A 26,126-nucleotide genomic window follows, 5' to 3' on the forward strand; every position below is an offset into this window, starting at 1 on the left:
TGACGAGGGGAAATAGCTTTAGGAGCAAGGCAAAAATTTTGCTATTTAGTTGTTCTAAATGAGAAATTTTTAACGAAGCTAATATGCTATTTCACCCTTCAAATTGATTAGAGAGTTAATTCAATTGGTATAAGGCTCACTTCTGCGCTTTTGGTCATCGTCATCTGTGAATAAGTTGCCGTGAACGCTTGGTGCCAATACGGTGTGCGGCAGCGTAGCTTTACAATGCAACGGTACGGATCATAGAAACACATATCATTCAGGTAAATACTATGAAAAACAATAACATTCTATATGTATCACTAGCTGCTTTAATACTTGTTACAAGCCATAGCTATGCTTGCTCAACCTCTGAAACTGAATCTAACGACAGCGAAGGTAATGCAAATGGTGGAGTGTGTAATAACACGACAATTAGCGGCGAGTTATCCAGAAGGGATATCGACTGGTTTACTTTTGATGTGGCAGCGCCAGGTTCGATAGACATTTCTCTAGACCATAGCTCAGGTGATGATTTTGACTGGTTCTTATATCAAGAAACAGGCTCAGCGGTTGTCAGTCGAGAAACGAGTCAAATACCAGAAACGGGGAGCTTTTATGCTGAAACTGCAGGCACCTATTACATAAAGCTAACGCGATATAGTGGCTCTGGTTGGTATGACTTGATTGTGAATTTTGTCCAAGGTGAAACTCCTCCTCCGCCAACTGGAGAGTGTAATTACGGTATTCGTCCGTCAAAACCTGGGGGATTAAAAACTTATCTTGCTGGTAATAGCTCAGACACTTGCAACACGCTCACACCGGATAACGGTGCCGCGCTCTTAATGGGAGGGGGAACCGATGTTGATAATGCCTTTAGCCAAAGAGTAGCTCCTCATATTGGTAGTGGTGCTGATGTGGTGGTACTGCGTACTTCTGGCACGGACGCGTACAATGATTACTTACTTGGTCTAATGGCGGCGGATTCAGTTGAGACGTTAATTATTGATTCTGTTAGCAAGGCTAATGACCCTTATGTTGATTGGGCTATTCGCAGTGCCGAGTTTGTCTGGTTTGCTGGAGGCGATCAGTCTGATTATCTAAATAAATGGCAAGGAACTTCTGTCCAAAGCGCGGTGCAGCACGTTTTTGATAAGGGAGGTGTTGTTGGTGGTACATCAGCTGGAATGGCGTTACTGGCCTACAGTATTTACGATCCTGATGGTGTGCTCGGTGCTATCTCCAGTGAAGTAGTAACCGATTTTTGTCATGAAACACTGAGTTTTAGTAGTCGGTTTGTTTCTATCCCTATGCTAGACAATGTGCTAACAGACACACACTTTGCTGAGCGTGACAGAATGGGACGTGCAGCCGTATCTTTAGCTCGCCACAGTAGTGACTATTTTAATATTGCAGCGAGTGAAGCAACATCAATTTTCATCAATAGTGACGGTGAAGGGATCGTGGATGGCAGCGCTGAAGTTTATATTCTCAAAGAAACTGCACAAACAAAAAGAACAGCACTTGCTTGTGGTCAAGCAGTACAATATCAAGACTTTTTGCGAGTTAAGGTGTTGCCAGGACAGAGTTACAACATCTACACCCACACACATAGTAGCGGTGAACTCGCGGTCTCCATTAACGGGAACTTGAGTAACTTTTATTTACCCAATAACCCTTATTAATCAGATAACTACAATTACTTCTTTGACTTAATATTAGCCAAAACCCAATACTGTTGTCGGTATTGGGTTTTATATCTGGAGTAAAAATACCGTGATAGAGTCGGATGATACTTTTGCTCTATGCATTTTAGTTAATTCATTTTTAATTCCGAGTTCAAATGAAATAGTAATTTTGTCTGTTTAACTTTGCGCACTATTGCTGTAAGTTACGCCGACTAATTCTGAGTAAAGGTCGGTATTTTGGAAATTCGTCAAGTAGTGGGTTCATTAACACAAGTCTATTTTAATTTGGTGCAAGCATATGAAGCTGAGTTTTCAGTGTTGACGGAAAAATTACCAGGTGGTAACGGTTTATTTCAGATAGATACGCCAATAGATGAACAGCACCTTGGCTACTTGGCATATGAAAATGGCCGCCCGGTTGGTTTTATCAATATTTTGAAAGTGCAAAATACTTTTGAGGTGTGTGAGTTTTATATCGTGCCTGCAGCGAGAAAACGTAAACTCGGTTCTTCATTTATGTCCAAAATATGGCAAATGTATCCAGGGCATTGGCAAGTCAAGCAAATTCAAGGCGCAGATCACGCGATCAATTTTTGGCGCAACGCATTGACGTTAAACGGTATCGACTACTGCGAATCTCAATATCAAGATGACTATTGGGGTGTCGTAAATAGACAGATCTTTACCGTGTAATGGGTGTATTTCGCGAAGGCATAATATCTAGGGATATTATGCCTTCGCCATTATTATATTTTACTTCTAATTAAATCTCTGACGAGCAATCTGGCTGGGTGGATTGCCTGATGTACGCGCTCGCTTAAAGGTCTTGCTTCGCCAAGTAGAGTTGCAACTAAGTGCTCAGTAGCAAGTGGAGCGCTGCACAGTCCTCGTGCGCCAAAGCCGGTAACAATATGAATTCCTTGATAGGGTAGTGCTGGCTTCCCAAAACCGTAGTGTTTTCCCTTTCTTAAATTGGCAAACGCCGAGCAAAACTCATCGTTATGCTGGACTTGACCAAGCATAGGCAAATGATCGTTAAAGCAGCAACGTACTGCGGCTTTTGCTGAGGTGATCTCGCCAAGACTCGCGGCTAAATCCGTATCTTTATAAAAGCGTTCAAGCTGGGCACGGTTAACCGCATTGTCTTCGGCTTTTACCTCTCGGCTTTTGCTATTTTTTTCAAACGTCGCGCCCATACAATGTTGTCCACTCATTGCGGGAGTAAAGTACCCCTTATGGCAAAGTACGGTATTGAGTTTTTGTGATTCTTCTCCAGCATCAACATGAGAGACCTGACCGCGAACGCCGTGTAGAGGAATATGTTTGGTTTGCTCGAATCGGTCAGAATGCTCACCGCCACAGACAAAGACATCTGAAAACGGCCCAAACGTATTATCTTCACCGTGTAATAACCAGCCGCTCTCGGTTTTTTCGAGCTTTTGTATGTCAGTATTAAAATAAGTCGAAACTGCTTTTAATGCGTGAGCTGCATCAAACACAGCTTGCGTTACCTCTGCAGGGTTTAGCCAGCCAGCCTCAGGAATATAAAGTCCACCGTAAGGCAGCGTGGTATTTGCTATAACTGAAGCTTGTTTGGCATCAACGGCATGAATTAAGTCAAGCGGCCAAGTTGCTTTTTCAGCTAAGTTTTGATGCTGCGCTCGTTTGGCCTCATTAACGGACTGCAAGAGTACGCCACACCAATCGTGCGCAAAGTGGTAGCCTGTACTTGCAATATGCTGATAAAGACGTTTTGCATATAAAAAGCTGTGGGCGTATAGCTCGCTTGAGGGCGTGTGATCTGCTTGCAGGTTTGGATATAGCGCGCCTTGACGATTGTGAGAAGCGCCTTTGGCTAACGCGTCGTCTTGGCAAAAAAGTGTTGCGCCAAGATTACGTTTACTAAGGTGGTACAACAAACAACTTGAGGCAATACCGCCGCCAATAATAGCGATGCTCTCTAGCTTACGCGGTGTGGTGCTGTAATACGCTGGAGTATTGTAATTTTTATTAGCACGATTCAGCGTTCCAATCACCATTTCGCGTTTGCGACCAAACCCTTTGACTTTTTTGCAATCAAACCCGGCGTCTTGTAGTCCCCTGCGGACAAAACCCGCGGCGGTGAATGTTGCTAAAGTAGCGTTATCTCGGCTCATATTGGCCATGGCATCAAATAGGCTTTGTTGCCACATATCTGGGTTTTTACTCGGCGCAAAGCCATCTAAAAACCACGCATCGACAAATCCAGCTTGTTCAAAACTTAGCTGTGGTAAATTATCGTGAATATCGCCAAACCATAAATCTAAGGTCACTTGACCATCGTCAAACTCTAGGCGATGGCACCCTTCAAGTGCTATCGGGTACTGTTGGCAAAGCTTTTCGGCGAGCGGGGCAAGCGTAGGCCAGGCATGAAGCGCTTTAACTAAATCATCAATATGGATTGGGTATTTCTCAAATGAGACAAAGTGGAGTTGGTTAACACATACGTCTTTGCTACGCTGGTTGAAGTGATACCAAGCGTTGAGAAAGTTTAATCCAGTACCAAAACCAGTTTCTGCGATGACAAATCGGTCTTTGCCATGATTTTGTAACCGCTCGTCGATATGGTTCTGAGTATAAAAGACGTAATGTGACTCAGCTAATCCATCGTCGTTGGAAAAATAGACATCGTCAAAACTATCGGCAACAGGGGTACCAGCATCGTTGAAGTGTATTTGAGCGTTTTTTATCATGAAAGACTCTATGTTCGACTATTTGGGAACTATTTTACTGTCTTTCGACTCAATAGTCTGGTTGCATTTTTAGTTATTTAGGTTCAGAGTACATGTGTACGCTGGAAAGCTGACCACTTGGCGCTAAAATTCAGCGTATACTACGCATAATTTGTAATATCGAAGGGAATAAACCCATGAGAAGAGCCGTTATTACGGGGATCGGTGTTGTTTCGAGCATCGGCAACAACAAGCAAGAAGTTTTAGAGTCATTAAAAGCAGGTAAGAGCGGTATTGCTTTTAACCAAGAATTTGCAGACTACAACCTACGTAGCCAAGTGTCTGGTAAAATAGATATCGACGTAAAATCTCTCGTTGACCGTAAGGCACATCGCTTTATGGGGGACGCGGCAGCGTTTTCTTATATCTCGATGGCGCAAGCAATTGAAGATTCAGGGCTATCAGAAGAGCAAGTATCAAACGAACGCACAGGCCTTATCGTAGGTTCTGGTGGTGGTTCGTCTAAGTACCAAGTTGAAGCCGCTGATATTCTGCGCGAAAAAGGCGTTAAACGTGTAGGGCCTTATATGGTTCCGCGTACCATGGCAAGCACGACTTCTGCGTGTTTGGCAACACCGTTTAAAATTAAAGGTGTGAACTACTCAATCAGCTCTGCATGTGCAACATCAGCACACTGTATTGGCAATGCAGTTGAACAAATTCAACTAGGCAAACAAGATGTTATTTTTGCTGGTGGTGGTGAAGAGCTACACTGGACATTGGCGATGGAATTCGATGCCATGGGTGCGTTGTCAACCAAGTACAATGAAACGCCTGAGCGCGCATCACGTACGTACGATGCAAATCGTGATGGTTTCGTCATCTCTGGCGGTGGCGGTATAGTGGTAGTTGAAGAGCTAGAACACGCACTTGCTCGCGGCGCGCACATTTATGCTGAAATTGTAGGTTATGGTGCAACGTCAGATGGTTACGATATGGTAGCACCATCTGGAGAAGGCGCTGTGCGTTGTATGAAACAAGCAATGCAAGGTCTTGATTCACCGATTGACTACCTAAACACGCACGGTACTTCAACACCTGTTGGTGACGTGAAAGAGTTGGGTGCCATTCAAGAATTGTTTGGCGATAATTCTCCGGCTATCAGTGCAACTAAAGCCATGACTGGCCACGCACTCGGTGCGGCTGGCGTGCATGAAGCGATTTACTCTTTGCTGATGCTAGATAATGACTTCATCGCACCATCAATTAACATCGACGAATTGGACGAGCAAGCACAAGGTTTAGACATTGTAACAGAGCGCCGTGATGGACCGCTTAATACCGTGATGTCAAATAGCTTTGGCTTTGGTGGTACTAACGCAACACTTGTGATGAAAAAGTACAAAGGTTAAGCGTTTTACACTTAACTTTATATCAAACACAAAAAAGCAGGCTAAGCCTGCTTTTTTCGTTATGTTCTTACTTTAAAACAAATTAACGTACATTGTGTTTCATCAAACGTTCTTTATCACGTGACCAGTCACGGTCTTTAATATCAGCACGCTTATCGTGTTGCTTCTTACCCTTCGCAAGATAGAACTCGAGTTTTACCCAGCACTTTTTCCAGTACATTGCTGTGGCAATCAGAGAATAACCATCACGCTCGGTTGCACCGATCAGACGTGAGATTTCACGCTTATTTAGTAATAGTTTACGATAACGAAGCGGATCGCATATCACATGTGTAGAGGCACTATTTAACGGCTGAATTTGACTAGCCAACAAATAGGCTTCGCCGTTTTTGATATGGATGTAAGTATCTGAGATATTGACTTTACCGGCGCGGATACTTTTTACTTCCCAGCCTTGTAATTCGATACCTGCTTCGAACTTTTCATGTAGTGAATACTCATGACGCGCTTTTTTATTTAGCGCTATGGTATTGCTATTTGATTTACTTGAATTTTTCTTTGCCATAATGGCTTAGTCTACCTATAAATCCTGTTTTAAGACAGCGCTTTTTGAATAATATGACGTATTTTTACTTAGTCAGTGGCTGCAAACAAGATAAATCTGCAAAACCTTGGTAAAATCCTCGTATTAAGATTTGGAGTGTCTATGCCACAGATAGAAAAAAGTGCTTTGGTGATGTATAGCACCAAAGAAATGTTTGAATTGGTCAATGATGTTGACGCTTATCCCGCATTTCTACCGCATTGCTCAGATGCAAAAGTTATCAGCAGCGATGAGGACGGAATGACCGCGAGTCTAGAAATTTCGAAAGCCGGCCTAAAAAAGTGGTTTACCACAAAAAATGAATTTGACGGCAATCGAGTAAAAATGTGCTTAGTAGATGGACCATTTAAGTCTTTAAACGGCTACTGGGAATTTACCGCGCTTGATGAACAGGCTTGTAAAGTGAGTTTAAAATTAGAATTTGAATTTGCGAGCAAATTAATTGAGATGGCGTTTGGTAAACTATTCAATGAAGTGGCCAAGAATATGGTGTCTGCGTTCACCCAGCGAGCAAAAATTGTTTACGGAGCGAGATGATGATAAAGGTTGAAGTGGTATTTGCATTGCCTGATAGCGCGACGTCTTTGTCGGTTGATGTGCCAGAGGGAACGTCAGCTGAGCAAGCTGTGTTGCAATCAGGGATATTGGAAAGGTGCCCTGAAATCGATGCGAATGATTTGACGCTTGGGATTTGGAATCGCACAGTAAAATTGCATCAAGTCGTCAGTGATGGTGACAGAATCGAAATCTATCGTCCATTAATCGCAGACCCGAAAGAGGCGCGTAGACGCCGTGCGGAGAAAGCAAAAGAAGAAGGTCGTGCAAGCAAAGTTACCGGTGGGCGGCCTGTCTCTTTAGGAGGCAAGGAATAATTAAAAAAGGGGAAATACCTTTCCCCTTTGACTACGAAATAATGTGTGCCCTTTGACTCTATGAGTCTAAAGGGGTGTTAAATTCTTCTGGCTCTTCGAAGTCGCCGCTTACGCGAACTAGTTTGTCATTCTCGAAATAAACGCTAAATGACTTTCGGACCTCAGAGTCTCTGTCAATATTAAATACGTATTGGTAATGCCAGACATTGTTATTAAAAGTGTCTTTTGCAAGTGGTGTACCTAGTACATATAGCACTTGCTCTCTGGTCATTTGGACGCGAAGCTTATCTACATCTGACTGCTCTAAGAAATTACCTTGTGGCACGTTGATGCGATAAATCCAGCTTGAACAGCCAGACATAAACACCGTCATAACTACAGCACTGAGCCAAACAGAAAGGGTTTTATTAGACAGCATGAAATTGTGTATCCTTATTATCAGTTGTTTGCATGATACCGATTGCACAGAGAAGGTAAAGTCTCTTAGCGGAATTGGACTGCACTAAGTGTAAAAAGTTCGTACATAAGTTGCAATAGTCATCATGTGCAACATAAATCGTTGATAAGTTCTTGAGGAGAACCAAGTAGTGCTAGGAAAAATATTACTTAGCGAGCCCAATAAATCCGAGCACCAAGTTACTTGGAGCTTATATATCCTAGAAACGCGCTTTGGTCATTGGTATACAGGAATAACAACTAATGTAGAGCGGCGTTTACAGCAGCATCAGGCAGGGAAAGGGGCAAAGAATTTAAAGGGAAAAGGGCCTTTGACATTAAAATACCAATATCCAGTCGGTTCTAAATCTCAAGCTGCAAAACTCGAGTGGCATATAAAGCAGCTTACAAAAGCACAAAAAATTCAGCTCGTAGAGTCAAGTGGTGAGCGAGTTAACGACAAAATAAAGTCACTGATGAGATTTACCCCTGCTTGATACTTATTTAAATCCATATTCTCTAATGTATCTCTTGTCGTGTGATGATGTTTGTCTTCACCCATACCGAAATAAATATAAGGGATCCCTTGGCGATAGAAGGCGTAGTGGTCGCTCGCTTTGTGCCAATCAATTCTTGGATTATTTGTATAGCGCTCAATTTGCCGTTGTGATGATACTACAGTCAATTTGATTTGAGATTGGACCTTGTTCTGGAGCTCTGCTTTATACTCCTTAAAACCCGGTGAAAACAACGCAAATAAACGGTTGTTGTTATTTATCCCTAACATATCTAGATTGATATTGAGTTCCACTTCCTGATTAAGGTGTTTGGCATAGTATTTTGCACCATGCAAGCCGCGCTCTTCAGCATCGGTTGCGACAAACAATATATCACGTGCGCGATTTGTTTTACTGAGTTGCCTAGCCATGTGCAACATCGCAGCAACGCCAGATGCATTATCATTGGCTCCAGGGTAATGCCTCTGCCCTGTGGTTCCTAAATGGTCGTAATGCGCACTGATAACAATGGCCTTATCACAACGAGGTTGAGTGCAGGGCAAAGTCGCTGTGATGTTATGACCTGCGTCTTTACTAAAAATACCGGCTCTAAAGGTAAAGTGTTGATAGCTCGGATTTCCACCTAATTGTTCAAAAGCAGTAAAAATATACTGTGCACTGATATTGGGAGACGGAGCACCACTTTTACGGCCTTGGTGATTGATGCTCGTAAGAGTTTGTAAATCTTGCACCAATATATTATCAACGTTAGTAATACTAAGGTGTTGCGCTTGCGCCACTGCATTCGTGGTACTTACCGCGGTCAGCATTATGCCGAATAGTTTGAAAAAGAGCTTCTTCATTCTTATTGTTATCTCTCATCGTTGGCTGTGGAATTTAATTGGTTGCTTGCGACACCTCTCAATAAGGCTAATTTGCCTTCGTAGCGCGCTTTGTCGTGCTCAAAGACAGATGCTTTATATGCTTTATTGAGGTAATACTCCGCTTTTTCTCTATTCCCTTCTTCAAATGCGACTTTTGCTAACCCAAAGAAACTGCCATGAATACTACGGTCGAGTTGATGAGCTTTTTGATAAAAATGCTTAGCGCGATTTAAATTTCCATGCTTAAACGCTTCATTACCCAGCACTAGCATATAATAGGGGTTATCCTTTCTTAAGTTGTGAATATTGGTTTCGATCACTTTTGCTTCGCGGTCACGCTCTGTGAGATAGTAAAGTTTTGCAAGATTACCTAGTGCGTTTCGATTGTCGTTATTAATAGCAAGTGCTTGGTTATATGCGCGCTCAGCAAGGTCGTACTGTTGAGTGAGGCGATATAGGATCCCAAGATTACCCCACGCACCATCGTGATATGGATCGCTCTCTATTGCTGCTTTGTAGTAACTGTAGGCCATGTCAAGGTCGCCATTAATCATTTCCATGGCGCCTTTGTTGTTATAAAACATGGATAAGATAGTGTTTGTATCTATTGCCGATGTACTAAAATGTTGTGCTCGGCTGTTAGGGTCAAAGTCTACGGTAACGGAAGCGGGTTTGACATACAGTGTTTTCACCGAATCTTGGGTATTATCCACTTCAAAGATTTTTATGTTTACATGCCCTGTAAGCAAGCTGTAACCTTGGCTCTCGTCCCAATATTCGGGTATGTGTACACGCTGAAATTGTGTTCTCAAACCCACTTGTCTCGCGATAGCATGGGTTAAAATTGAGAGCGAAAGACAATTGGCATTCATATTACTAAAAGCTTGGTTTGCAGTGAGATTAGCGCCAGATAAATATGACATTGAATCGTCGCCACTATTGACTAAAAACGCCATCAACATTTTTGCGCGTTTAACGCCAATTTCATCGTTATGAAAATATTGAGCGAGTTTTGCTTTAATTTGCTTGTTTAGCTGAAATACCTCTGAATATGACTCTACGGGCTGGATATTAAATTGATGCTTTGAATTGAGAATTGACCTGTCTATCGTCGCGTTGGGAGTGCTATTACAGGCACTAAGTAAAACACTAAGCACAATAATAGAGAACTGAGTTACGATCTTCATACAACCTCCAGATTGGGCATTCGGCTGACTTTTAGTTATGGCTTAATCGCTTACCTTAGACCCTTACTATTATTGAATTTAGACTATAATTGCAAAATTTGCGCGGTGTGATTGTTACACCATGTAACAAAGAGCGATTTGATAGGCTAAGCCTACAGACAAAGCGTGTAGGCTTACTTTAGGTTTGAAAATAGGGTTTAAAAGCTCGCGACGAGATCGTCAAGCGCTTTTGCTGATGCAGCAAGACGCTGAATTGCTTGTTCCGTGTCAAGTTGCTCGTTCATCACAGCATCGCTTATTTCGCTAATTTGCTCGATGTTGCGTCCAACATCCGCAACCACATTACTTTGCTCTTCTGTCGCCGTTGCGATTAGTGCGGTCATGTCATTTATTTGATTTGCAGTTTCCGAGATTTCCAACATTAACTCCACTGACGATTGCATTGTTTGAACACTTTGCTCTGCTTGCTCACTGGATTGTTGGATTTGGTTTACAACAGCGCCAGACACCTGAGTTAATTCAGATATCGTTGCTTGGATCTCGTCGGTAGATTGTGATGTACGGCTAGCAAGTGCTCTCACTTCATCTGCAACGACGGCAAACCCACGACCATGCTCACCCGCTCGCGCAGACTCAATCGCGGCATTGAGTGCAAGCAGGTTGGTTTGCTCAGATATGCCCCTGATCACATCTACGATGTTGGCAATGGACTGGGTTTTTTCGGCCAACGTAGCGACTTGACCTGCCATATTTTCGATGTCACCAGCAAGTAAGTGAAGTGTTTCTTGACTTTCTTGTACACCTTGACGGCTGCGCTTAGTTGACGCTTTACTTTCTTCTGTTAATTTTGCCGTGTTGGTCGCGCTGCTCGCTATCTCTTGTACTGTCGCACCCATTTCATTGATTGCCGCGGCAACTGACATAGTTTGAGACTTTTGTTCATCCAGAGACTGAGAGTTTTGCTGGCTCTGTTTAAATACGGCTTCGCTCGTCACCCGAATTGAACGGCTTTCTTCTGCAACCATGTGGATAGCTTCTTCGATCTTAGCCATAAACTGGTTGAAACCGCCAGCTAAAGCATGAAGTTCAGGTTGTGCTGAGTCTGGTAAACGATAATTAAGTTTTGCGTCGCCGCTGCCAAGTTGTTCAAATAAATCTGCCATCTTTTTAAGTGGCGCGCTTAAGTTCTTAGCCAGTAGCATACTAAAAAAGCTCGCAACTAGCGCAATCACTAGCGAAAAACCAATGATTTGCCACTGCAGGGAAGTGATCCCACTATTGATTTCACTGGTTGGTACTTGGGCGATCACAAGTAAATCTGTGTTTGGAATTGGGCTCGCTGCAACTAAATTGGTTTCGCCACCCACTTCCAACTCTTTAACGATAAATCCACGTGTGGAGGTAAAGTCGCGACTGTGCTGGCCATAAAAGTCTTCAATCGAGGACTTTGCGACTTTGCTTGCATCTGGGTGCAATTGCACCGTACCTTGCCTATTAATGACGAAAACAAAGCCACTTTGCTCGATTTTCATATTAGCAAGCATCGCTTGCATATCATCAATACTTTTCGCAAGCCCAGCCAAACCAATCCCATTTAATTGTTGGTGATTGACAAACATTTTTACGTCGCCCGGCGCTTCTTGGTAGATACTAATAGAGTATGCCGAGCCGCTATTCGTGAAACCGAAAAACCAACCATCTTGCTCTTGATTTAATACTCTTAAAAAGCCGTTTTGATTCCAATATTGATTGGTTTCGCGGTTAGCCCAAGAAGCCGTAACTAAGTCATACTGCGCCGCAATACGCTTGAGTTCGTTGACAAGAAGTTTTTCGTCCAAAGTATTTTGCTTGGCACTTTGGGTGATTAATACATTGCTTGAAAGCTGCTCGGCTGCATTTTTCAACGTGTCTATCTGCTTGCTTAATGATTTATTGATGCTTTCTATCTTGCTTGGCAATTCAGACTGCATCATGCGTTCATTAATGAGCGTTTTGGCGCTGTAAAGCGAGGTAAACCCGATTAGACAAGCGACAGCAATCGCAATGAGACTACCCAAAAGGGTAATTCTTTGAGTAATTGTTAAACCTGTGTTTTGCATTCGATTTGTGTGTGTAATCCCGTGGAACCGATTATTCTAGCATAGTAAATAACCAGCTCGGAACAAGTAACAATCCAAGTCACAAAAAAATAATTTTGGTTTATAAAATAAAGTTAATCTCAGTATTTGGTGTTAACTGTATTTGAGTTAAATGGGAGGTTATGTTGAGAAACAGAGATAAAAGGCCACAATCTCAGGGTGGAAAGTGGCCTTGGTTACTAACAAGCGAACTAGTTTGCTATATTATGAACGCAAATTTATTTCTACTTACTAAACAATCTTTTTCATATCTGACATGTAACCGCGAAGGATTTCACCGATTTTTTCTACCGGATGGTTACGGATCGCACGGTTTACAGCGATGAGCTTTTGGTTGTCAGCATAATTGTCACAGTCTAACAAGCCTTCACCAATCTCACGTTTTGTGATTGATTCCATAAATGGCTTCAACAGTGGCAAACATGCGTGATTATACAAGTAGCAACCATATTCTGCGGTATCAGAAATAGTACGATTCATCTCGAACAACTTTTTGCGCGCGATGGTGTTCGCGATTAGTGGCGTTTCGTGTAGTGATTCGTAGTACGCTGATTCATCAATAATGCCAGCTGCTGTCATGGTTTCGAACGCTAGCTCTACACCAGCTTTGACCATAGCAACCATCAAAATACCTTGGTCGAAGAAAGTTTGCTCTGAAATATCTGCATCAGCATTCGCTTGCTTCTCAAACGCGGTTTGTGCGGTTTCTGCACGCCATGTAAGCAATTTATTGTCGTTTTCAGCCCAATCAGCCATCATACCTTCTGAGAACTCACCACTGATGATGTCGTCCATATGCTTGTTGTAGAGCGGGCGCATGATGTCTTTTAGTTGCTCGCTCAGTTCAAATGCGCGTAACTTAGCGGGGTTAGACAGTCTGTCCATCATATTGGTGATACCACCGTGTTTTAGCGCTTCAGTGATGATCTCCCAGCCATATTGTACGAGCTTTGATGCATATCCAGGTTCAATGCCTTCTTCTACCATTTTGTCAAAGCATAGTAGTGAGCCGGTTTGCAACATACCACATAGGATGGTTTGCTCACCCATTAGATCTGATTTTACCTCAGCAATAAATGACGATAGCAATACGCCGGCACGATGACCACCGGTTCCAGCCGCATATGCCTTAGCTTGCGCGAGACCTTTACCCTCAGGGTCGTTTTCAGGGTGAACTGCGATCAGCGTAGGTACACCAAAGCCGCGCTTGTACTCTTCACGTACTTCTGTGCCAGGACATTTTGGCGCAACCATGATTACGGTGATATCTTCACGCACTTGCATCCCTTCTTCTACGATGTTGAAGCCGTGAGAGTAAGCAAGTGTTGCGCCTTTTTTCATTAACGGCAGGACTGCGTTTACAACAGAAGTATGTTGTTTGTCAGGCGTTAAGTTTAGAACCAAATCCGCTTCAGGAATGAGCTCTTCATAGGTGCCAACAATAAAGCCGTTTTCAGATGCATTAAGAAACGATTGACGTCTTTCTTCAATTGCTGAAGGACGTAGTGCGTAACTGACGTTCAAGCCAGAATCTCTTAAATTTAGACCTTGGTTTAAGCCTTGGGCGCCACAACCAATGATGACCAGTTTTTTACCAATCAGAACGTCGACACCTTGTTCGAATTCTTTTGGATCCATGAATTCACATTGAGAAAGCTGAGCTAATTGCTCGCGTAAAGATAAAGTATTAAAGTAATTCGACATGATATTTCCTGATTCTGTAGAAATAGATTGAAGTCAGAGTAGGGCGAACTTTTGATTGCGTAAAATGATATATTTGAACTATAGTATTTCAAAAGGTGAAATACTATGAATCACAAACAACTTAAATATTTTTTAGCGCTTGCAGATACGCTGCATTTTTCTCGGGCGAGTGAACGCTGTTTTGTAAGCCCTCCAACTTTAAGCCGTCAAATCAAACAGCTAGAAGAGGAAGTTGGTGCGCCTTTGTTTCTACGAGACAACCGCACCGTAGAGCTGACTCAGCAAGGTAAAGCGTTTGTTCATTACGCGCAAGCGACATTGGCAAGCTGGCGGCAGTTTAAGAGCGAATGTGTTGACGATGATAAGCCTTTGACTGGTGAGCTGAGTTTATTTTGTTCAGTGACCGCGACTTACAGCTTTATTCATGATCTTTTTTCCAAGTTTCGCCATCTGTACCCGCAAGTAGAGTTAAATCTAATTACTGGAGACCCCGCGCATTCAATAGCAGAAGTTGCCGGTGGTAAGGAAGATGTCGCGGTAGCGGTGAAGCCAAAACATCTACCGAGCGGTGTAGAGTACTTGCCAATCGGCCGTTCGAGGTTGGTATTTATTGGCCCAACGATGGATTGTCCGCTTAAGTCTATCATTGATGAATATAGTCATAGTGAAATGCCATGGCAGCGCTTGTCTTTTATCATGCCAGAGCAAGGTGTGTTAAAAGATCGTATTGATAACTTTTGCAAAAAGCACAATTTTGTTCCTAAAGTTTATGCGCATGTTTCGGGTCATGAAGCGATGGTTGCGCTTGCGAGTCTAGGGTTCGGTATTGCGTGTGTCCCCGAGATAGTAATTAGTCAAAGTCCATTTAAAAATCAAGTTCAGCTGTTGCAGCTTAGATCGGATGAGATTGAAATTGGACTGGTAACTAAGAATAAACGGTTATATGACCCAGTTGTTAAAGCACTTTGGGATACGGCAAAAGGATTATTTAAGCTGTAAAGCATCCATTCAGGTTGCGTGACTACACTGTGTTCATCCATGTTGAATGAATGAGGTGCGTCCGTGTCCACTATCTTGGTTGCACAAAGCAATAACAATATATTGACATCACAACAAAAAATGCTTGAAGAGCAAGGCTATACTGTTGAGTTGTTGAGGGAATTAGGTCAATTGAACGGTTTTTCAGGGAAATCTATTAACGGTATCGTGCTTGATCAAGCTATCGCATCTGTACCAACCTGCGATTCAATCAGCCAATTTAGACAAAGATTCAAAGCCCCTGTGATCGTCAGTCTTGACAGCGATGATGAGGATGTTCACAGCCTGTTTTTAGAGCTTGGTGCCGACGAAGTTATTTCCAAAGATGCAAAGCCTAGACTATGGCGTGCTCGACTCGATGCAGTGTTAAGAAGGCAAGCTGCAAACTCGCAGTTTGACGATGAACCTGAGCAATTAACCTTTGGGCAGCTGCATATCGACAAGAATACCAGACGTGTGAGTTATGGGCAGGAGCGCATTGACCTCACAACTCATGAGTTTGAATTGCTATGGTTACTTGCGAGCAATGGCGGCAAAGTAGTGAAACGTGACTTTGTATATGAGCAGATCCTAGGTAAATACTATCGCCCAGATACTCGGACGATAGACGTTCGAATCTCTCGCTTGCGTAAAAAGCTACATGATAACCCGAGCCGTCCCGAGAAAATCAAAACGATTTGGCGTCAAGGTTACTTATTTGTTACCGATGTTTGGAACTAAAAATTAACAATTTGATTTAACGCAAAGATACTTCGAATTTTTCGAATGCTAAATTCGGAGAAATTTGTGAGACAGGTTGCTTACACAAAGGGATAACGCCATCTTTATGGCATTATCCTTTTGTTTTATATGGAGTATCCACATTCTTTTTGACGAGTGATAGCGCTAGAGTAGTTAGCTGTTAAGTAGCGTTTTTAAAAAAATTGTTATTTATACAATGCAAATAATATTGATTGCTATTTAGGTGTGTGTATACTTTACGCCTAGTTATGAAAATATAAACATAATTAGTCTCAAAGGAACAATTCAATGGCACTTAAAAAGTCTCTGTTAACGACTGCTATTCTCGCTGCAACTTTAGGCCTCACCGCATGTGGTGGTTCTAGCAGCAACTCAAATGACAACGACGATAACAACACAACACCACCTCCTGCCACCAATGCTGCACCTACTATTACTGTAGACAGTGCTTCAGTATCTGAAGATACGCTTGGTGCTGCGGTTGCAAATATCTCTTTTTCTGACGATAGCGATGAAGTAAGTGCACTGACACTGACCATCTCCGACAACCGTTTTGAAATTGTTGACGGTGCGGTTAAGCTCAAAGCTGTAAACGCACTAAACTTCGAACAGGTTGAAGGCGGTAAAGTATCGGTAACAATCACGGCAACTGACAGCAAAGGCGAAAAAACAGAAGTTGAAGCTGAAATCGCTGTTCAGCAAATCGCTGAAGAAAGCAAAGCGGGTGTAAACCGCTATGACTTTAAGAACGCCCAAGGCGAATCTTCAGTTTCTTATTCTGGCCAAATAGCACGTCATGCAGCTATGGTTCATATTAAGAGCCTAATGGGTAAGCTTAACAATGAAACTGTGGGTAATGCCGCGGAGCAAAAAACAGCGGAAGCGGCAATCACTGAAATTAAAACTTTCTTGATGCCGACAGATACAGTGGTCTTGGATGAAACACTTGATTTCGCTGTTGCCGCAAATGCTGCACAAACCACATTAGGGCAAATTTCAAGCTCACTGAAAAACGTCGCTGGCGAAGGTGGTAAAATTGCAGGGCGTGATACCTCTAATATGCATAAAGCATGGGAAGAGGATGGTGTTATGGCTGGTTGGGTTAACTTTGGTACACAGCCAAAAACTCCTGAAGGTTTAGCCCTACACTATTTAGATCTTTTACAAGCACAACTTCAGCAGTTTGAAAATGGCTCAACGATCAAAGCAGAGCACAATGGCACAGAAGTAACATTAAATAAGTTATATGTTACACCGGAAGGCCTAGATCTGGCCCAACTGATGCAAAAACATCTAAATGGTGCTGTATCACTTTCTCAAGCAGCTGATGATTACCTAGACGACTTACTTCTCGGCGCAAAATCGGCAGATAACTCTGCGCTAGCTGAAGGTAAAAGTTATACAGAGCTTGAGCACAAGTTTGATGAAGGTTATGGCTACTTTGGTGCTGCAATTGATTATTTAGATTATTCAGATGATGAAATTGCGGGCAAGGGTGGACGTGAAGCTTATGCAAGTGGTTACCATGACTTAGATAAAGACGGGAAAATCAACCTACTGTCTGAGTTTAACTTTGGTAACTCAACAAATGCTGCAAAGCGTGACCGAGGTACAAAATCGAATGTTAACCCAACGGATTTGACTGCCCAGGCGCAATTGGCATTTATTGAAGCACGTAAACTTATCAACATGAATGTTGGTACTGACGTTGCGCAGTGGTCAGATGAAGACAAAGCACGCTTAGAGGCTTTACGTGATCAAGCACTGCTTGCTTGGGAAAAGTCGATCGCAGCGACAGTGGTTCACTACATTAATGACACAATCTCTGACGATGATGGTGATTTAGACGATATCGCATCAGGTAATTTCGATGCTGAACAGTTTTATACAGTAGCTAAGCATTGGTCTGAAATGAAAGGGTTCGCGTTAAATTTCCAGTTTAATCCGTTCTCTCCTGTCACAGATGCAGATTTTGTTAAAATCCATGAATTAATGGGTGATAAGCCTGAATTCGCGGCAGATAAAGTGGAAGCTTATAAGGCTGCTTTATTGGAAGCGCGAGAAATCATTGCAACTGCATATGATTTCGATGCTGAGAATGTTGCCAACTGGTAATCTAAATTTTCGTTTATAACGTAAAAAGGTTAGCCGTTAATTCCGCTAACCTTTTGTTGTATATAGATAATAGAGAATACAAATGAGAGTATCTAAACGTTTAAGTGCTGCTGTCGCTGTGGCTTTGGTGTTGTCGGGTTGTGGTGAAAGTACTTCAAGTAGTCAAGGGCCTGGAGTGAAAGATAATAACTCTGGAACGGATAACCCAACTTTACCCACCCAATTTGATGAAGCGGCCTTGGTAAGCAACTTAGTGAATAATGTGCTTACCCCTGCAATTGAGCAATTCAATGAACTTGCAGTTACACAACAACTTGAAGTTGCGAGTTATTGCAGTGCTGAAAAAGCACTGGCAGAAAATACCGCGGCATTAAAGCTCAATGCTCAACAAAGCTGGCGTAGCGCTATGGTGGGGTGGCAGTATGTTGAATTGATGCAAATGGGTCCACTTACTGCCAATAGTAAAGAGCTTAAAAATAACATTTATGTTTGGCCCGCTACAGGCTCTTTATGTGATATTGACTTGGATGTAGTGTATTTTGAAGATGGCGTTATTAATGGTAATGCTAGCAATCCTTATAATATATCTGAGCGTACTGCAAATCGCAAAGGCTTAACAGCCTTAGAGCACCTTCTATTCAATGCCAATCTTGATCATAACTGCTCGTCAGTGAATGACGCTTTGGCACCATGGAATAGTCGCCCAGCTCAGGAGCGGGTCATTGCTCGTTGTGAGTTTGCGACGGAGGTAGCTAAAGACATTGAAGCGCAGAGCAATATACTTTTGTCTCAATGGACTGGAGAAAATGGCTATGCTGCTAAACTTGTTAATGCAGGACAACCTGGCTCTCCGTTTGATACGCCTCATTTAGCGCTTAATGAAATATCGAAGGCGTTATTTTACATGACCGAAGAGCTAAAAGACGGCAAAATAGCGACGCCGTTAGGCCTAGGTTTTCCGAACGCGTGTGGTTTAGAAGCTTGCCCTGAAGCGGTGGAGTCGCCAATTGCAGAACACTCTAAAGAGAACTTACTTGCAAACATTAGAGCATTTAGAAACATCTTCACAGGTAATGGCCAAGATACTGAGAATACATTAGGCTTTGATGACTTTTTAGACGCTGAGAATGGTAGTGATGTTAAAGAGCGCATGCTTGCAGGGCTTGCTGATGCAGAAACCACGCTTCTTGCGATGAATGCGAGTCTTAAAGCTGAGCTTGCGGGTTCTACAGAGCAAGTGACGCAAACGCATACAGACGTTAAGAAAGTGACGGATGATTTAAAGACTGAGTTTATCGAAAAGCTCGCCCTAGAACTTCCACAAACTTCGGCAGGTGACAATGACTAAGCGCATGAACATGAAGAAATCTTTATTAGCGGTATCGGTAATTTTTGCACTACCTCAAGTGCAAGCTGCTGATGACAATCAAGATATTGAGCATATTTCTATTATTAGCCACCACGATAAATTGCGAAAAGAAGCTGGCTCTGCAACCCTGTTGTCAGAAGCGCAGTTGGCAGAATACGAGTATGATGATATTCACCGTATTCTTTCTAACGTACCCGGTGTTAATATTCGTGAAGAAGATGGTTATGGCTTGCGACCAAATATCGGGTTTCGTGGTGTAACACCTGAGCGAAGCAAAAAAATCACCATAATGGAAGATGGTGTGCTGATTGGCCCTTCACCATATTCGGCACCAGCTGCTTATTACTTCCCAGTGCCTACTCGTATGACTGCAGTTGAGGTGTTTAAAGGACCTGCGGCTATCAAGCATGGTCCGCAAACAGTTGCTGGTGCGCTTAACTTAGTGACTCGCCAAGTGCCAGAATTTACAGAAGGCGGTATTGATGTTGCGGCTGGCAGCGATGGTTATTCAAAAGCTCACGGTTACTACGGTTCAGTAGTTAATAATGTCGGCTTCTTGTTCGAAGCGGTAAATCTACAAGCCGATGGTTTTAAAGAGCTTGATGGCGGTGGTGATACGGGGTTTGAGAAGAACGATATCCTAGCCAAATTCAATTATAAGCTTTCACAAGGTGAATTAAACCACACTTTTGGGCTAAAACTCAGCTATGCCGATGAGTTGTCTGATGAAACCTATCTTGGTTTAACGGATGCAGATTTTGCTAAAAACCCATACCGTCGATACGCAGCGTCTCAGCCCGCAGAGATGGATACCAAGCACACTCAGGTAATGTTATCCCATGTACTCGATGGTAAAGACTTTAACGTTACAACAAGACTGTACCGTAATGACTATGAGCGTGCCTGGCTTAAGCTTAATAGTCTAGGTAGTAAAAGTGGACCATCTCTTTCAAAGATCATGGCAAACCCAGAGGCTTTCGCAAATGAGTACGGCGTGATCACAGGGGCAAGGGATTCAGTCGTTGCAGGTTCAAATATCTTTTTGAATATGGGGACTAATGATCGTGAATATTTCTCTCAAGGTCTTCAAGTCGATGCCAGTACGAGCTTTAGTCTGTTTAATTTAACTCATGACGTCGCAGTTGGTGTACGTTTCCACGAAGATGAAATTGAGCGTAAACACTTTGAGCAAGCGTATGCAATGGAAAGCGGTTCACCCGTGTTGCTGGAAGGCTCAAAGCAGTTTACATCACTGAATACTGAAAATACCAAAGCGTGGTCGGTATATCTAGAAGACAAAGTACAGCTTGATGCTTTAACACTCGGGCTTGGCCTTCGCGGCGAGCTGATGGATATGTCTTACCAAGATAATAAAGATGCCGATGTTTGGATTGATAAAACAACCCGTATTTGGCTGCCAAGCCTAAGTGGTTTCTATCAGCTTTCTGATGATGCTGGCCTTTTATTTGGCGTGCATCAAGGTTTTGTGCCTTCATCACCACAGCAAGATCCTGATATTGAGCTTGAGAAGAGTGTTAACTACGAATTTGGTGGACGCTTTAATGATGGTGTGACTCAGTTTGAGATTGTGAGCTTTTTCAACGACTATGAAAATCTGAATGAAAGCTGTGGTCAATCTAATTGTGGTGTCAATGACCAACAAGATCAGCAATTCAGTGGCGGTGAGGTCGATGTTTACGGTCTAGAGATGCAGTTTGCACAACGCTATCCGTTGAATCTTCAACTGGATATCCCTTACAGCCTCACCTACACCTATACTAAAGGTGAATTCCAAAATGAGCGTGCGACAACGTTCGCACAATGGGGTTACATTAAAAATGGCGATGAGCTTCCGTATTTACCGTCTCATCAAGCCACTTTTAATATCGGTGTTGCTGCAAGTGATTGGAAAGTTAATGTAGCTATCAAATACATCAGTGAGATGAGCGAGGCCGCAGGCAGAAGCACTGAAGACTTTGAGCTTGTACTTGAAGGCGCTAAGGTGCCAAGCACAACTATCGTTGATGTATCGGCGAGTTACGAGGTAGGCCAGTACGGTCAAATTTATGCTAAAATTGACAACTTGTTCGATGAAGCAGAAATTGTCAGTCGCCGCCCGTATGGCGCGCGCCCAGGTAAACCAAGACAATTTAGTTTAGGCTATAAATACCAGTTTTAACTGATTGTCAATGCGGCTCTTGAGTAAGGGCCGCAGCTTCGTAGCGGCCTGTTGCTAGATCTATGGAGCTGTTCCCAAGGTATGTGAATTCATTATTTCTTTTTGATGGAAATGACTATGTTAGAGCAATTATGGCAAAGCATTACTGAACTCCCAGGCTACTTGTTCGATGCCAATAAAAGAGTGTATTTGCCATATTTGTTTAGTGCCATTTTGATGGCTGTTCCTGTTTATATCGCCACAGAAAAAGCGCGCTCTGGTAAAGGTTTTTTTAAATTCCTATTTCCCAGGCAAGTGTGGTGGTGCAAAAGCGCCAAGCTCGATTACTGTTTATTGATCACAAATCGGTTGATAAAGGCGGCGATGTTCACGCCTATCGTGTTGACTATGGTACCAGTGGCGCTGGGGTTATCCAGTGGACTTGAAGCGCTCTTTGGTCCTGCGTTGCATCTAGAAGCGCCAGAATGGGTAGTGATTGGACTATTTACGTTATTTTTATTTATAGTTGATGACTTAACGCGGTTCTTGCTACACCTGATGTTACATAAAGTTCCTTTCTTTTGGGAGTTCCACAAGGTTCACCATTCTGCAAAAGTCCTGACCCCCTTTACGATTTATCGCTCACATCCCGTTGAAAGCTACCTTTATGCCTGTCGTATGGCGTTAACTCAAGGGATAGTGGTTGGAGTAGGATATTATATATTTGGCAGCAGCTTGAGCATGTACGATATTCTGGGTGCGAATGCGTTTGTCTTTTTGTTTAATATTTTTGGGGCTAATTTAAGGCATTCACATATATGGCTGAGTTGGGGTGACAAGCTGGAAGATTGGTTTATTAGTCCTGCACAGCACCAAGTACATCACAGTGACAATCCAATCCATTTTGATATCAATTTAGGCTCAGCACTTGCCATTTGGGATCGTATGTATGGCTCGCTTATTAAGGCATCGAGCGCGGGTAAAATTACCATTGGAGTTGGGCAATATGATGCGGGACATGATTCACTGACCGCGATTTATTTGAAGCCATTTAAGCAGGCTTGGAAAACGTTGTTTCCGAAAAAGAAAAGTAACCCGCCACTTAAATCTCCGCAGGGTGACTGAATTAGGTTATTCAGATCCTAATCTTTGTAAGGAATTAATCATCGTAATGCATTACATTATTTATCACTGTAAACAAGGGTGATTGTGAAGAGGTTAAAGTTTGTGCTTGGAAGAGGAAAATAGGCCGACGACGGGCATTGTCAGCCTATGTGGGAGAGTAGGCTCCCTAAATCTATACTAATGTAGCTGCGATGTAGGCTTGTTGCGGAAAAAACCCAACTCGTTTAACTTTTCAATTAGTTTTGGATCGTCTAAACGGCTTGGAGTTTCTTCATCTCTTAAATAATGATCGTTTGGTACCGCATGTAAATCGAGCATTTTATGAAATAGGATATTGCGAATTGCCAGCGCTGTCATACCGCTGTCCTGAATTGCATCTAGTCTTTCTTGGAGGTCTGAAAAAGGCGCAGCCTTGACGTCATCCACTACTGCAGAAAATTGACCATTAGATTTATTCTTAATCATAAAACCCCCAAAGGTATAGCTTGTTCACAATCCAGTGACACGATGTCCAAAGAGCATTCAGTATCAATTTATGTTCATAAAATAGATACTTACGCCATGTCCGATGTGATCAGTGTACTCCGAAGTGGGGGCAAATTACCATCTTGGATGTAAAGCTTTGTAAATCGAATAATGAGAGGAATGAAACAATAAAAATAGACGTCTAGACGTAACACAATGATCTGAATATGAAAATAGTTCTCAGTACCAATTATGATACTGAGAACCAATATCTAATTTAAGTAAATAATTTCTCTTTTACGTGTTCTGCAAAACCACTACCTGCTTCAAGGTAGAAGTTATAGGTAGAATTCACACCCATTTCTTCTAATTCTTTTTGTTGATCAGGATAGTTCGCAATGGCAGTAACTTGGCCGTTGTAACCTGAAGCTTTGAGCTGCTCGAGTGCATAAATATTCTGCATATGTTTAGGCATCGCGAGCATAACCATTTCTACTTCAGAATGATTTACACGCTGCCAAAAATCAGGGTCGGTTGCGTCAGCAGTTAATACCCTGCGTCCTCTGGAAACATGTTTTTCAACTACCTCAGGCTTAATATCTACGCCCGCAACGGTATCTGGGAAGCTGGCTTGTATTGTTTCATAAGCACCCGTTCCAATTCTTCCCATGCCAAATATTACGATTTTGGTATCGGTGAGGTTTACGGGTAGCTCTTCTTCCAAGCGGTCTTGACTCTCAAACTTTAATAGCCAAGGCTCTAACTTAACGTAGATTTCGTTCGCGCGTTTGTTTAGCGGAGACGCAATCACAAAAGTAATAGAAACAGCAATAGCCACGACCGCTAACCAATCAGGAGCAACCGCACCAGAAGCTGATGCAACGGCACACACGATAAGACCAAATTCGCTATAGTTAGTGAGTGTAAAAGCGCTCAATAGTGATGTACGAGCACGCAATTTGAACATATTGGTGAAGAGATAGTAAAGTGAGACTTTAATCGGTAGAACAATTACCAGTAAAATCGCTATTAAAAGTGCGTCCAGTGTAATTGTGGCATTCAAACCAATATTCAAGAAAAACCCGACAAGCAAGATGTCTTTTACATTCAGTAGCGATTTTGATAACTCACCAGCTTTTTTATGTGGGGCGAAAATCATACCCATGATCAGCGCACCAAGATCACCTTTGAGACCCGCAAATTCAAAGGCATGATAGCCTGCAACTAACGCAAAAAAGAAGCCAAAAAGAGGGAGTAACTCACCATGCTTTGAGCGGCTTAATACCCAAAACATAACTGGACGTACAAGCGGTAGCACCACAAGCAGTGCCAGTGCCCAGATATTGGGTACTTTGCCAGTACTGACGGCGAGAAAGATAACCGCAAAGATATCTTGCATAACCAAAATACCAATTGAGATTTTACCGTGAAGACTCGCCATTTCACCGCGTTCTTCCAGCACTTTTACTGCAAAAACGGTACTGGAAAAGCTAAATGCAAAACCAACCAATAAAGCGCTTTGCCAGTCCAAGTCAGTAAATAAAGGTAGGCTCATCGCCCCTAACATCAACAACAGGCTAGCGAAAAACGCCGTACTGGTAATGATGTGCATACTCGCTGGCGCCCAAACCTGAGGCTTTACCAGATTACCAACTCGTAACTTTAAGCCTATGCTGAAAAGCAGTAGCGTTACACCAAGATCTGCCAGTTGGGTAAGTAAGTCTGTGGTTTTATGGCCAAGTAGGTTTAAGACAAAGCCCGCCATCAAAAAACCAATCAAAGGAGGAAGCTTTAATTGATAAACAGAAAATCCGCATGCAAATGCGACAGCAAAATAGAGCAGTTCCATAACTTTAAATTTTTATCCAAGATATGAGCAGTGTATCAAAACCTCCTGATATATAAATTATAAATTTTCGCTGACAAGTTGGAAAAAATATGGTTATGATGCAAGTAAGGACATACCGGACAGGAGACGTAATGTTTAAGAAGATCCTAGCATCTGTCGGTATCGGTGCGGCAAAAGTAGACACTGTATTGGAAACAGAGCATTTGCACCCGGGACAGAAATTTCAAGCGCAAATTGTAGTAAAAGGCGGTGACGTTAGCCAAGAAGTAACAGGTTTAGAACTTGCGCTAATGACAAGAGTTAAGGTTGAAGGGGAAGACGGAGAATATTTTAGTAATCATGTTATTGACCGTTGGCGTGTAGGTAATAATTTCACGATCGGCCCAGGCGAAGAAAAAGTTATTCCTTTTGAAGCTCGACTTCATTCAGAAACACCAATCACAGAAATCAATGCAGGCTTCAATCGTTGTCATGTTTGGATTGAAACTGGCTTAGACATTGATTTAGCAATCGATCCGTCAGACAAAGATGCTTTACACATTTATCCAAATGAAGCAGTGAAAGCATGTATGACAGCGATGGAGCGTTTGGGCTTTCGCTTAGTGAAAGCTGATGTGGAGAAGGGGTATTTACGAGCTTCTGAGTTTCAGTCTGTTTCTGGTTGCTATCAAGAATTAGAATACCGACCAAGTGCTCGCTCGTTATTTGGATTACAAGAGGTTGAGCTCTCATTTGTTCCTGAGGCACACCGGACCCATGTACTGATAGAGTTGGACAGAGCGTTTCGAGGGGATGGTTACGTCGATCTAACGATTGAGCACGATCAGGTAAATATCTCTCAATTGTGCGATCAGTTGGAGCGGCTGTTCTCATAATCACTTAATTTACTCTAAAACGCCCAGCTTTGTCTGGGCGTTTTTGGTTTAAGCATAAAGGATACCAATTAGTCTTTAATACTTGCTCAATTTGACGGAGCAAATCTGACGCTAACGGTGTTAAAAATTTCTAATTTAGAACAACTAAATAGCAAAATTTTCGCCTTGCCTACATGAATGTAGGTACCTTGGCGTGAGCAGGATGCGGAAGCGGTGATAATAAAGATATATACCAGGAGTCAAGATAGATAAATTAATTAAGACAACTGGTAATTGTTTG

The 26,126-nt window shown here is 42.6% G+C and carries 22 protein-coding genes; 13 read left to right on the forward strand and 9 right to left on the reverse strand.

The features are described from left to right. The first annotated feature begins 272 nt into the window (after positions 1-272). Entirely contained in the window at positions 273-1,664 is a 1,392-nt protein-coding gene (locus CWC03_RS02865; protein WP_138580502.1) for a pre-peptidase C-terminal domain-containing protein, read from the forward strand. Positions 1,665-1,904: 240 nt separating this feature from the next. Then, positions 1,905-2,360 carry a GNAT family N-acetyltransferase gene (locus CWC03_RS02870; RefSeq protein ID WP_138580503.1) on the forward strand — a complete coding sequence of 152 codons (456 nt, stop codon included), beginning with the start codon at positions 1,905-1,907 and terminating at the stop codon, positions 2,358-2,360. A 53-nt stretch (positions 2,361-2,413) separates the two neighbouring features. Here the strand turns inward: CWC03_RS02870 and mnmC are convergent, their stop codons facing one another. Continuing rightward, the gene (mnmC, locus tag CWC03_RS02875; protein ID WP_138580504.1) at positions 2,414-4,399 is read right to left on the reverse strand and encodes a bifunctional tRNA (5-methylaminomethyl-2-thiouridine)(34)-methyltransferase MnmC2/FAD-dependent 5-carboxymethylaminomethyl-2-thiouridine(34) oxidoreductase MnmC1; all 1,986 of its coding nucleotides are present in this window, start codon (positions 4,397-4,399) and stop codon (positions 2,414-2,416) included. 176 nt (positions 4,400-4,575) lie between these two features. Between mnmC and fabB the strand changes: the two genes are divergently transcribed. Then, a complete protein-coding gene (fabB, locus tag CWC03_RS02880) occupies positions 4,576-5,790 on the forward strand; it encodes a beta-ketoacyl-ACP synthase I (RefSeq protein WP_138580505.1) in 1,215 nt (404 codons plus the stop codon). 82 nt (positions 5,791-5,872) lie between these two features. Here the strand turns inward: fabB and smpB are convergent, their stop codons facing one another. Continuing rightward, positions 5,873-6,355, reverse strand: a complete 483-nt coding sequence (gene smpB, locus CWC03_RS02885; protein ID WP_010379116.1) for an SsrA-binding protein SmpB — start codon at positions 6,353-6,355, stop codon at positions 5,873-5,875. 141 nt (positions 6,356-6,496) lie between these two features. Here smpB and CWC03_RS02890 point away from each other — a divergent pair, with 141 nt between their 5' ends. Then, the gene (locus CWC03_RS02890) at positions 6,497-6,931 is read left to right on the forward strand and encodes a type II toxin-antitoxin system RatA family toxin (protein ID WP_138580506.1); all 435 of its coding nucleotides are present in this window, start codon (positions 6,497-6,499) and stop codon (positions 6,929-6,931) included. Continuing rightward, positions 6,931-7,266 (forward strand): RnfH family protein, encoded by a 336-nt coding sequence (locus CWC03_RS02895; RefSeq protein ID WP_128728410.1) that lies wholly within the window; start codon positions 6,931-6,933, stop codon positions 7,264-7,266. The genes CWC03_RS02890 and CWC03_RS02895 overlap by 1 nt, the downstream gene beginning before the upstream one ends. 58 nt (positions 7,267-7,324) lie before the next feature. Here CWC03_RS02895 and CWC03_RS02900 read toward each other — a convergent pair whose 3' ends face one another. Beyond that, the gene (locus CWC03_RS02900) at positions 7,325-7,684 is read right to left on the reverse strand and encodes an outer membrane protein assembly factor BamE (protein WP_010373815.1); all 360 of its coding nucleotides are present in this window, start codon (positions 7,682-7,684) and stop codon (positions 7,325-7,327) included. Positions 7,685-7,865: 181 nt separating this feature from the next. Between CWC03_RS02900 and CWC03_RS02905 the strand changes: the two genes are divergently transcribed. Then, positions 7,866-8,198 (forward strand): GIY-YIG nuclease family protein, encoded by a 333-nt coding sequence (locus tag CWC03_RS02905; RefSeq protein WP_128728409.1) that lies wholly within the window; start codon positions 7,866-7,868, stop codon positions 8,196-8,198. Here the strand turns inward: CWC03_RS02905 and CWC03_RS02910 are convergent. From CWC03_RS02910 to ilvC, 4 genes are all read right to left on the reverse strand, one after another. Beyond that, the gene (locus CWC03_RS02910) at positions 8,126-9,061 is read right to left on the reverse strand and encodes a M20/M25/M40 family metallo-hydrolase (protein ID WP_138580507.1); all 936 of its coding nucleotides are present in this window, start codon (positions 9,059-9,061) and stop codon (positions 8,126-8,128) included. The genes CWC03_RS02905 and CWC03_RS02910 overlap by 73 nt on opposite strands. Before the next feature lie 8 nt (positions 9,062-9,069). Continuing rightward, on the reverse strand, positions 9,070-10,269 hold the full coding sequence (locus CWC03_RS02915; protein ID WP_138580508.1) for a tetratricopeptide repeat protein: 1,200 nt from the start codon (positions 10,267-10,269) through the stop codon (positions 9,070-9,072). Between the two features lie 197 nt (positions 10,270-10,466). Continuing rightward, complete coding sequence (locus CWC03_RS02920) at positions 10,467-12,368, reverse strand: methyl-accepting chemotaxis protein (RefSeq protein WP_138580509.1); 1,902 nt, start codon at positions 12,366-12,368, stop codon at positions 10,467-10,469. Between the two features lie 270 nt (positions 12,369-12,638). Beyond that, positions 12,639-14,111 carry a ketol-acid reductoisomerase gene (ilvC, locus tag CWC03_RS02925; protein WP_138580510.1) on the reverse strand — a complete coding sequence of 491 codons (1,473 nt, stop codon included), beginning with the start codon at positions 14,109-14,111 and terminating at the stop codon, positions 12,639-12,641. A gap of 105 nt (positions 14,112-14,216) precedes the next feature. Between ilvC and ilvY the strand changes: the two genes are divergently transcribed. The 6 genes from ilvY to CWC03_RS02955 all read left to right on the forward strand — a co-directional run bounded on the left by ilvY (position 14,217) and on the right by CWC03_RS02955 (position 22,657). After that, positions 14,217-15,110: an HTH-type transcriptional activator IlvY gene (ilvY, locus tag CWC03_RS02930; protein ID WP_138580511.1), complete on the forward strand. Its 894-nt coding sequence runs from the start codon at positions 14,217-14,219 to the stop codon at positions 15,108-15,110. Positions 15,111-15,173: 63 nt separating this feature from the next. Continuing rightward, entirely contained in the window at positions 15,174-15,869 is a 696-nt protein-coding gene (locus CWC03_RS02935) for a response regulator transcription factor (protein WP_010373828.1), read from the forward strand. Between the two features lie 309 nt (positions 15,870-16,178). Continuing rightward, positions 16,179-18,005 (forward strand): Ig-like domain-containing protein, encoded by a 1,827-nt coding sequence (locus tag CWC03_RS02940; protein WP_138580512.1) that lies wholly within the window; start codon positions 16,179-16,181, stop codon positions 18,003-18,005. 82 nt (positions 18,006-18,087) lie between these two features. Further along, complete coding sequence (locus CWC03_RS02945; RefSeq protein WP_138580513.1) at positions 18,088-19,353, forward strand: imelysin family protein; 1,266 nt, start codon at positions 18,088-18,090, stop codon at positions 19,351-19,353. Next, positions 19,346-21,553 (forward strand): TonB-dependent receptor family protein, encoded by a 2,208-nt coding sequence (locus CWC03_RS02950; protein ID WP_138580514.1) that lies wholly within the window; start codon positions 19,346-19,348, stop codon positions 21,551-21,553. The genes CWC03_RS02945 and CWC03_RS02950 overlap by 8 nt, the downstream gene beginning before the upstream one ends. Positions 21,554-21,670: 117 nt before the next feature. Beyond that, complete coding sequence (locus tag CWC03_RS02955) at positions 21,671-22,657, forward strand: sterol desaturase family protein (RefSeq protein WP_138580515.1); 987 nt, start codon at positions 21,671-21,673, stop codon at positions 22,655-22,657. Positions 22,658-22,834: 177 nt separating this feature from the next. Here the strand turns inward: CWC03_RS02955 and CWC03_RS02960 are convergent, their stop codons facing one another. Both CWC03_RS02960 and CWC03_RS02965 read right to left on the reverse strand, forming a co-directional pair. Further along, positions 22,835-23,122 carry a hypothetical protein gene (locus CWC03_RS02960; protein WP_138580516.1) on the reverse strand — a complete coding sequence of 96 codons (288 nt, stop codon included), beginning with the start codon at positions 23,120-23,122 and terminating at the stop codon, positions 22,835-22,837. A gap of 277 nt (positions 23,123-23,399) precedes the next feature. Continuing rightward, the gene (locus tag CWC03_RS02965; protein WP_138580517.1) at positions 23,400-24,971 is read right to left on the reverse strand and encodes a cation:proton antiporter domain-containing protein; all 1,572 of its coding nucleotides are present in this window, start codon (positions 24,969-24,971) and stop codon (positions 23,400-23,402) included. Positions 24,972-25,102: 131 nt separating this feature from the next. Between CWC03_RS02965 and CWC03_RS02970 the strand changes: the two genes are divergently transcribed. Further along, a complete protein-coding gene (locus tag CWC03_RS02970; RefSeq protein ID WP_138580518.1) occupies positions 25,103-25,846 on the forward strand; it encodes a sporulation protein in 744 nt (247 codons plus the stop codon). Positions 25,847-26,126 lie beyond the last annotated feature (280 nt).

Source organism: Pseudoalteromonas sp. S2755, assembly GCF_005886535.1.
In the GTDB taxonomy this organism is placed as follows: Bacteria; Pseudomonadota; Gammaproteobacteria; order Enterobacterales; family Alteromonadaceae; genus Pseudoalteromonas.

Excerpts from the sequence above, each read along its gene's own strand:
- CWC03_RS02940 (WP_138580512.1), top strand. The coding sequence starts at position 16,179 with ATGGCACTTAAAAAGTCTCTGTTAACGACTGCTATTCTCGCTGCAACT.
- CWC03_RS02920 (WP_138580509.1), bottom strand. The coding sequence starts at position 12,368 with ATGCAAAACACAGGTTTAACAATTACTCAAAGAATTACCCTTTTGGGT.
- mnmC (WP_138580504.1), bottom strand. The coding sequence starts at position 4,399 with ATGATAAAAAACGCTCAAATACACTTCAACGATGCTGGTACCCCTGTT.
- CWC03_RS02955 (WP_138580515.1), top strand. The coding sequence starts at position 21,671 with ATGTTAGAGCAATTATGGCAAAGCATTACTGAACTCCCAGGCTACTTG.
- CWC03_RS02945 (WP_138580513.1), top strand. The coding sequence starts at position 18,088 with ATGAGAGTATCTAAACGTTTAAGTGCTGCTGTCGCTGTGGCTTTGGTG.
- CWC03_RS02910 (WP_138580507.1), bottom strand. The coding sequence starts at position 9,061 with ATGAAGAAGCTCTTTTTCAAACTATTCGGCATAATGCTGACCGCGGTA.
- CWC03_RS02865 (WP_138580502.1), top strand. The coding sequence starts at position 273 with ATGAAAAACAATAACATTCTATATGTATCACTAGCTGCTTTAATACTT.
- ilvC (WP_138580510.1), bottom strand. The coding sequence starts at position 14,111 with ATGTCGAATTACTTTAATACTTTATCTTTACGCGAGCAATTAGCTCAG.
- ilvY (WP_138580511.1), top strand. The coding sequence starts at position 14,217 with ATGAATCACAAACAACTTAAATATTTTTTAGCGCTTGCAGATACGCTG.
- CWC03_RS02890 (WP_138580506.1), top strand. The coding sequence starts at position 6,497 with ATGCCACAGATAGAAAAAAGTGCTTTGGTGATGTATAGCACCAAAGAA.
- CWC03_RS02970 (WP_138580518.1), top strand. The coding sequence starts at position 25,103 with ATGTTTAAGAAGATCCTAGCATCTGTCGGTATCGGTGCGGCAAAAGTA.
- CWC03_RS02895 (WP_128728410.1), top strand. The coding sequence starts at position 6,931 with ATGATAAAGGTTGAAGTGGTATTTGCATTGCCTGATAGCGCGACGTCT.
- CWC03_RS02960 (WP_138580516.1), bottom strand. The coding sequence starts at position 23,122 with ATGATTAAGAATAAATCTAATGGTCAATTTTCTGCAGTAGTGGATGAC.
- CWC03_RS02915 (WP_138580508.1), bottom strand. The coding sequence starts at position 10,269 with ATGAAGATCGTAACTCAGTTCTCTATTATTGTGCTTAGTGTTTTACTT.
- CWC03_RS02950 (WP_138580514.1), top strand. The coding sequence starts at position 19,346 with ATGACTAAGCGCATGAACATGAAGAAATCTTTATTAGCGGTATCGGTA.
- smpB (WP_010379116.1), bottom strand. The coding sequence starts at position 6,355 with ATGGCAAAGAAAAATTCAAGTAAATCAAATAGCAATACCATAGCGCTA.
- CWC03_RS02965 (WP_138580517.1), bottom strand. The coding sequence starts at position 24,971 with ATGGAACTGCTCTATTTTGCTGTCGCATTTGCATGCGGATTTTCTGTT.
- CWC03_RS02900 (WP_010373815.1), bottom strand. The coding sequence starts at position 7,684 with ATGCTGTCTAATAAAACCCTTTCTGTTTGGCTCAGTGCTGTAGTTATG.
- fabB (WP_138580505.1), top strand. The coding sequence starts at position 4,576 with ATGAGAAGAGCCGTTATTACGGGGATCGGTGTTGTTTCGAGCATCGGC.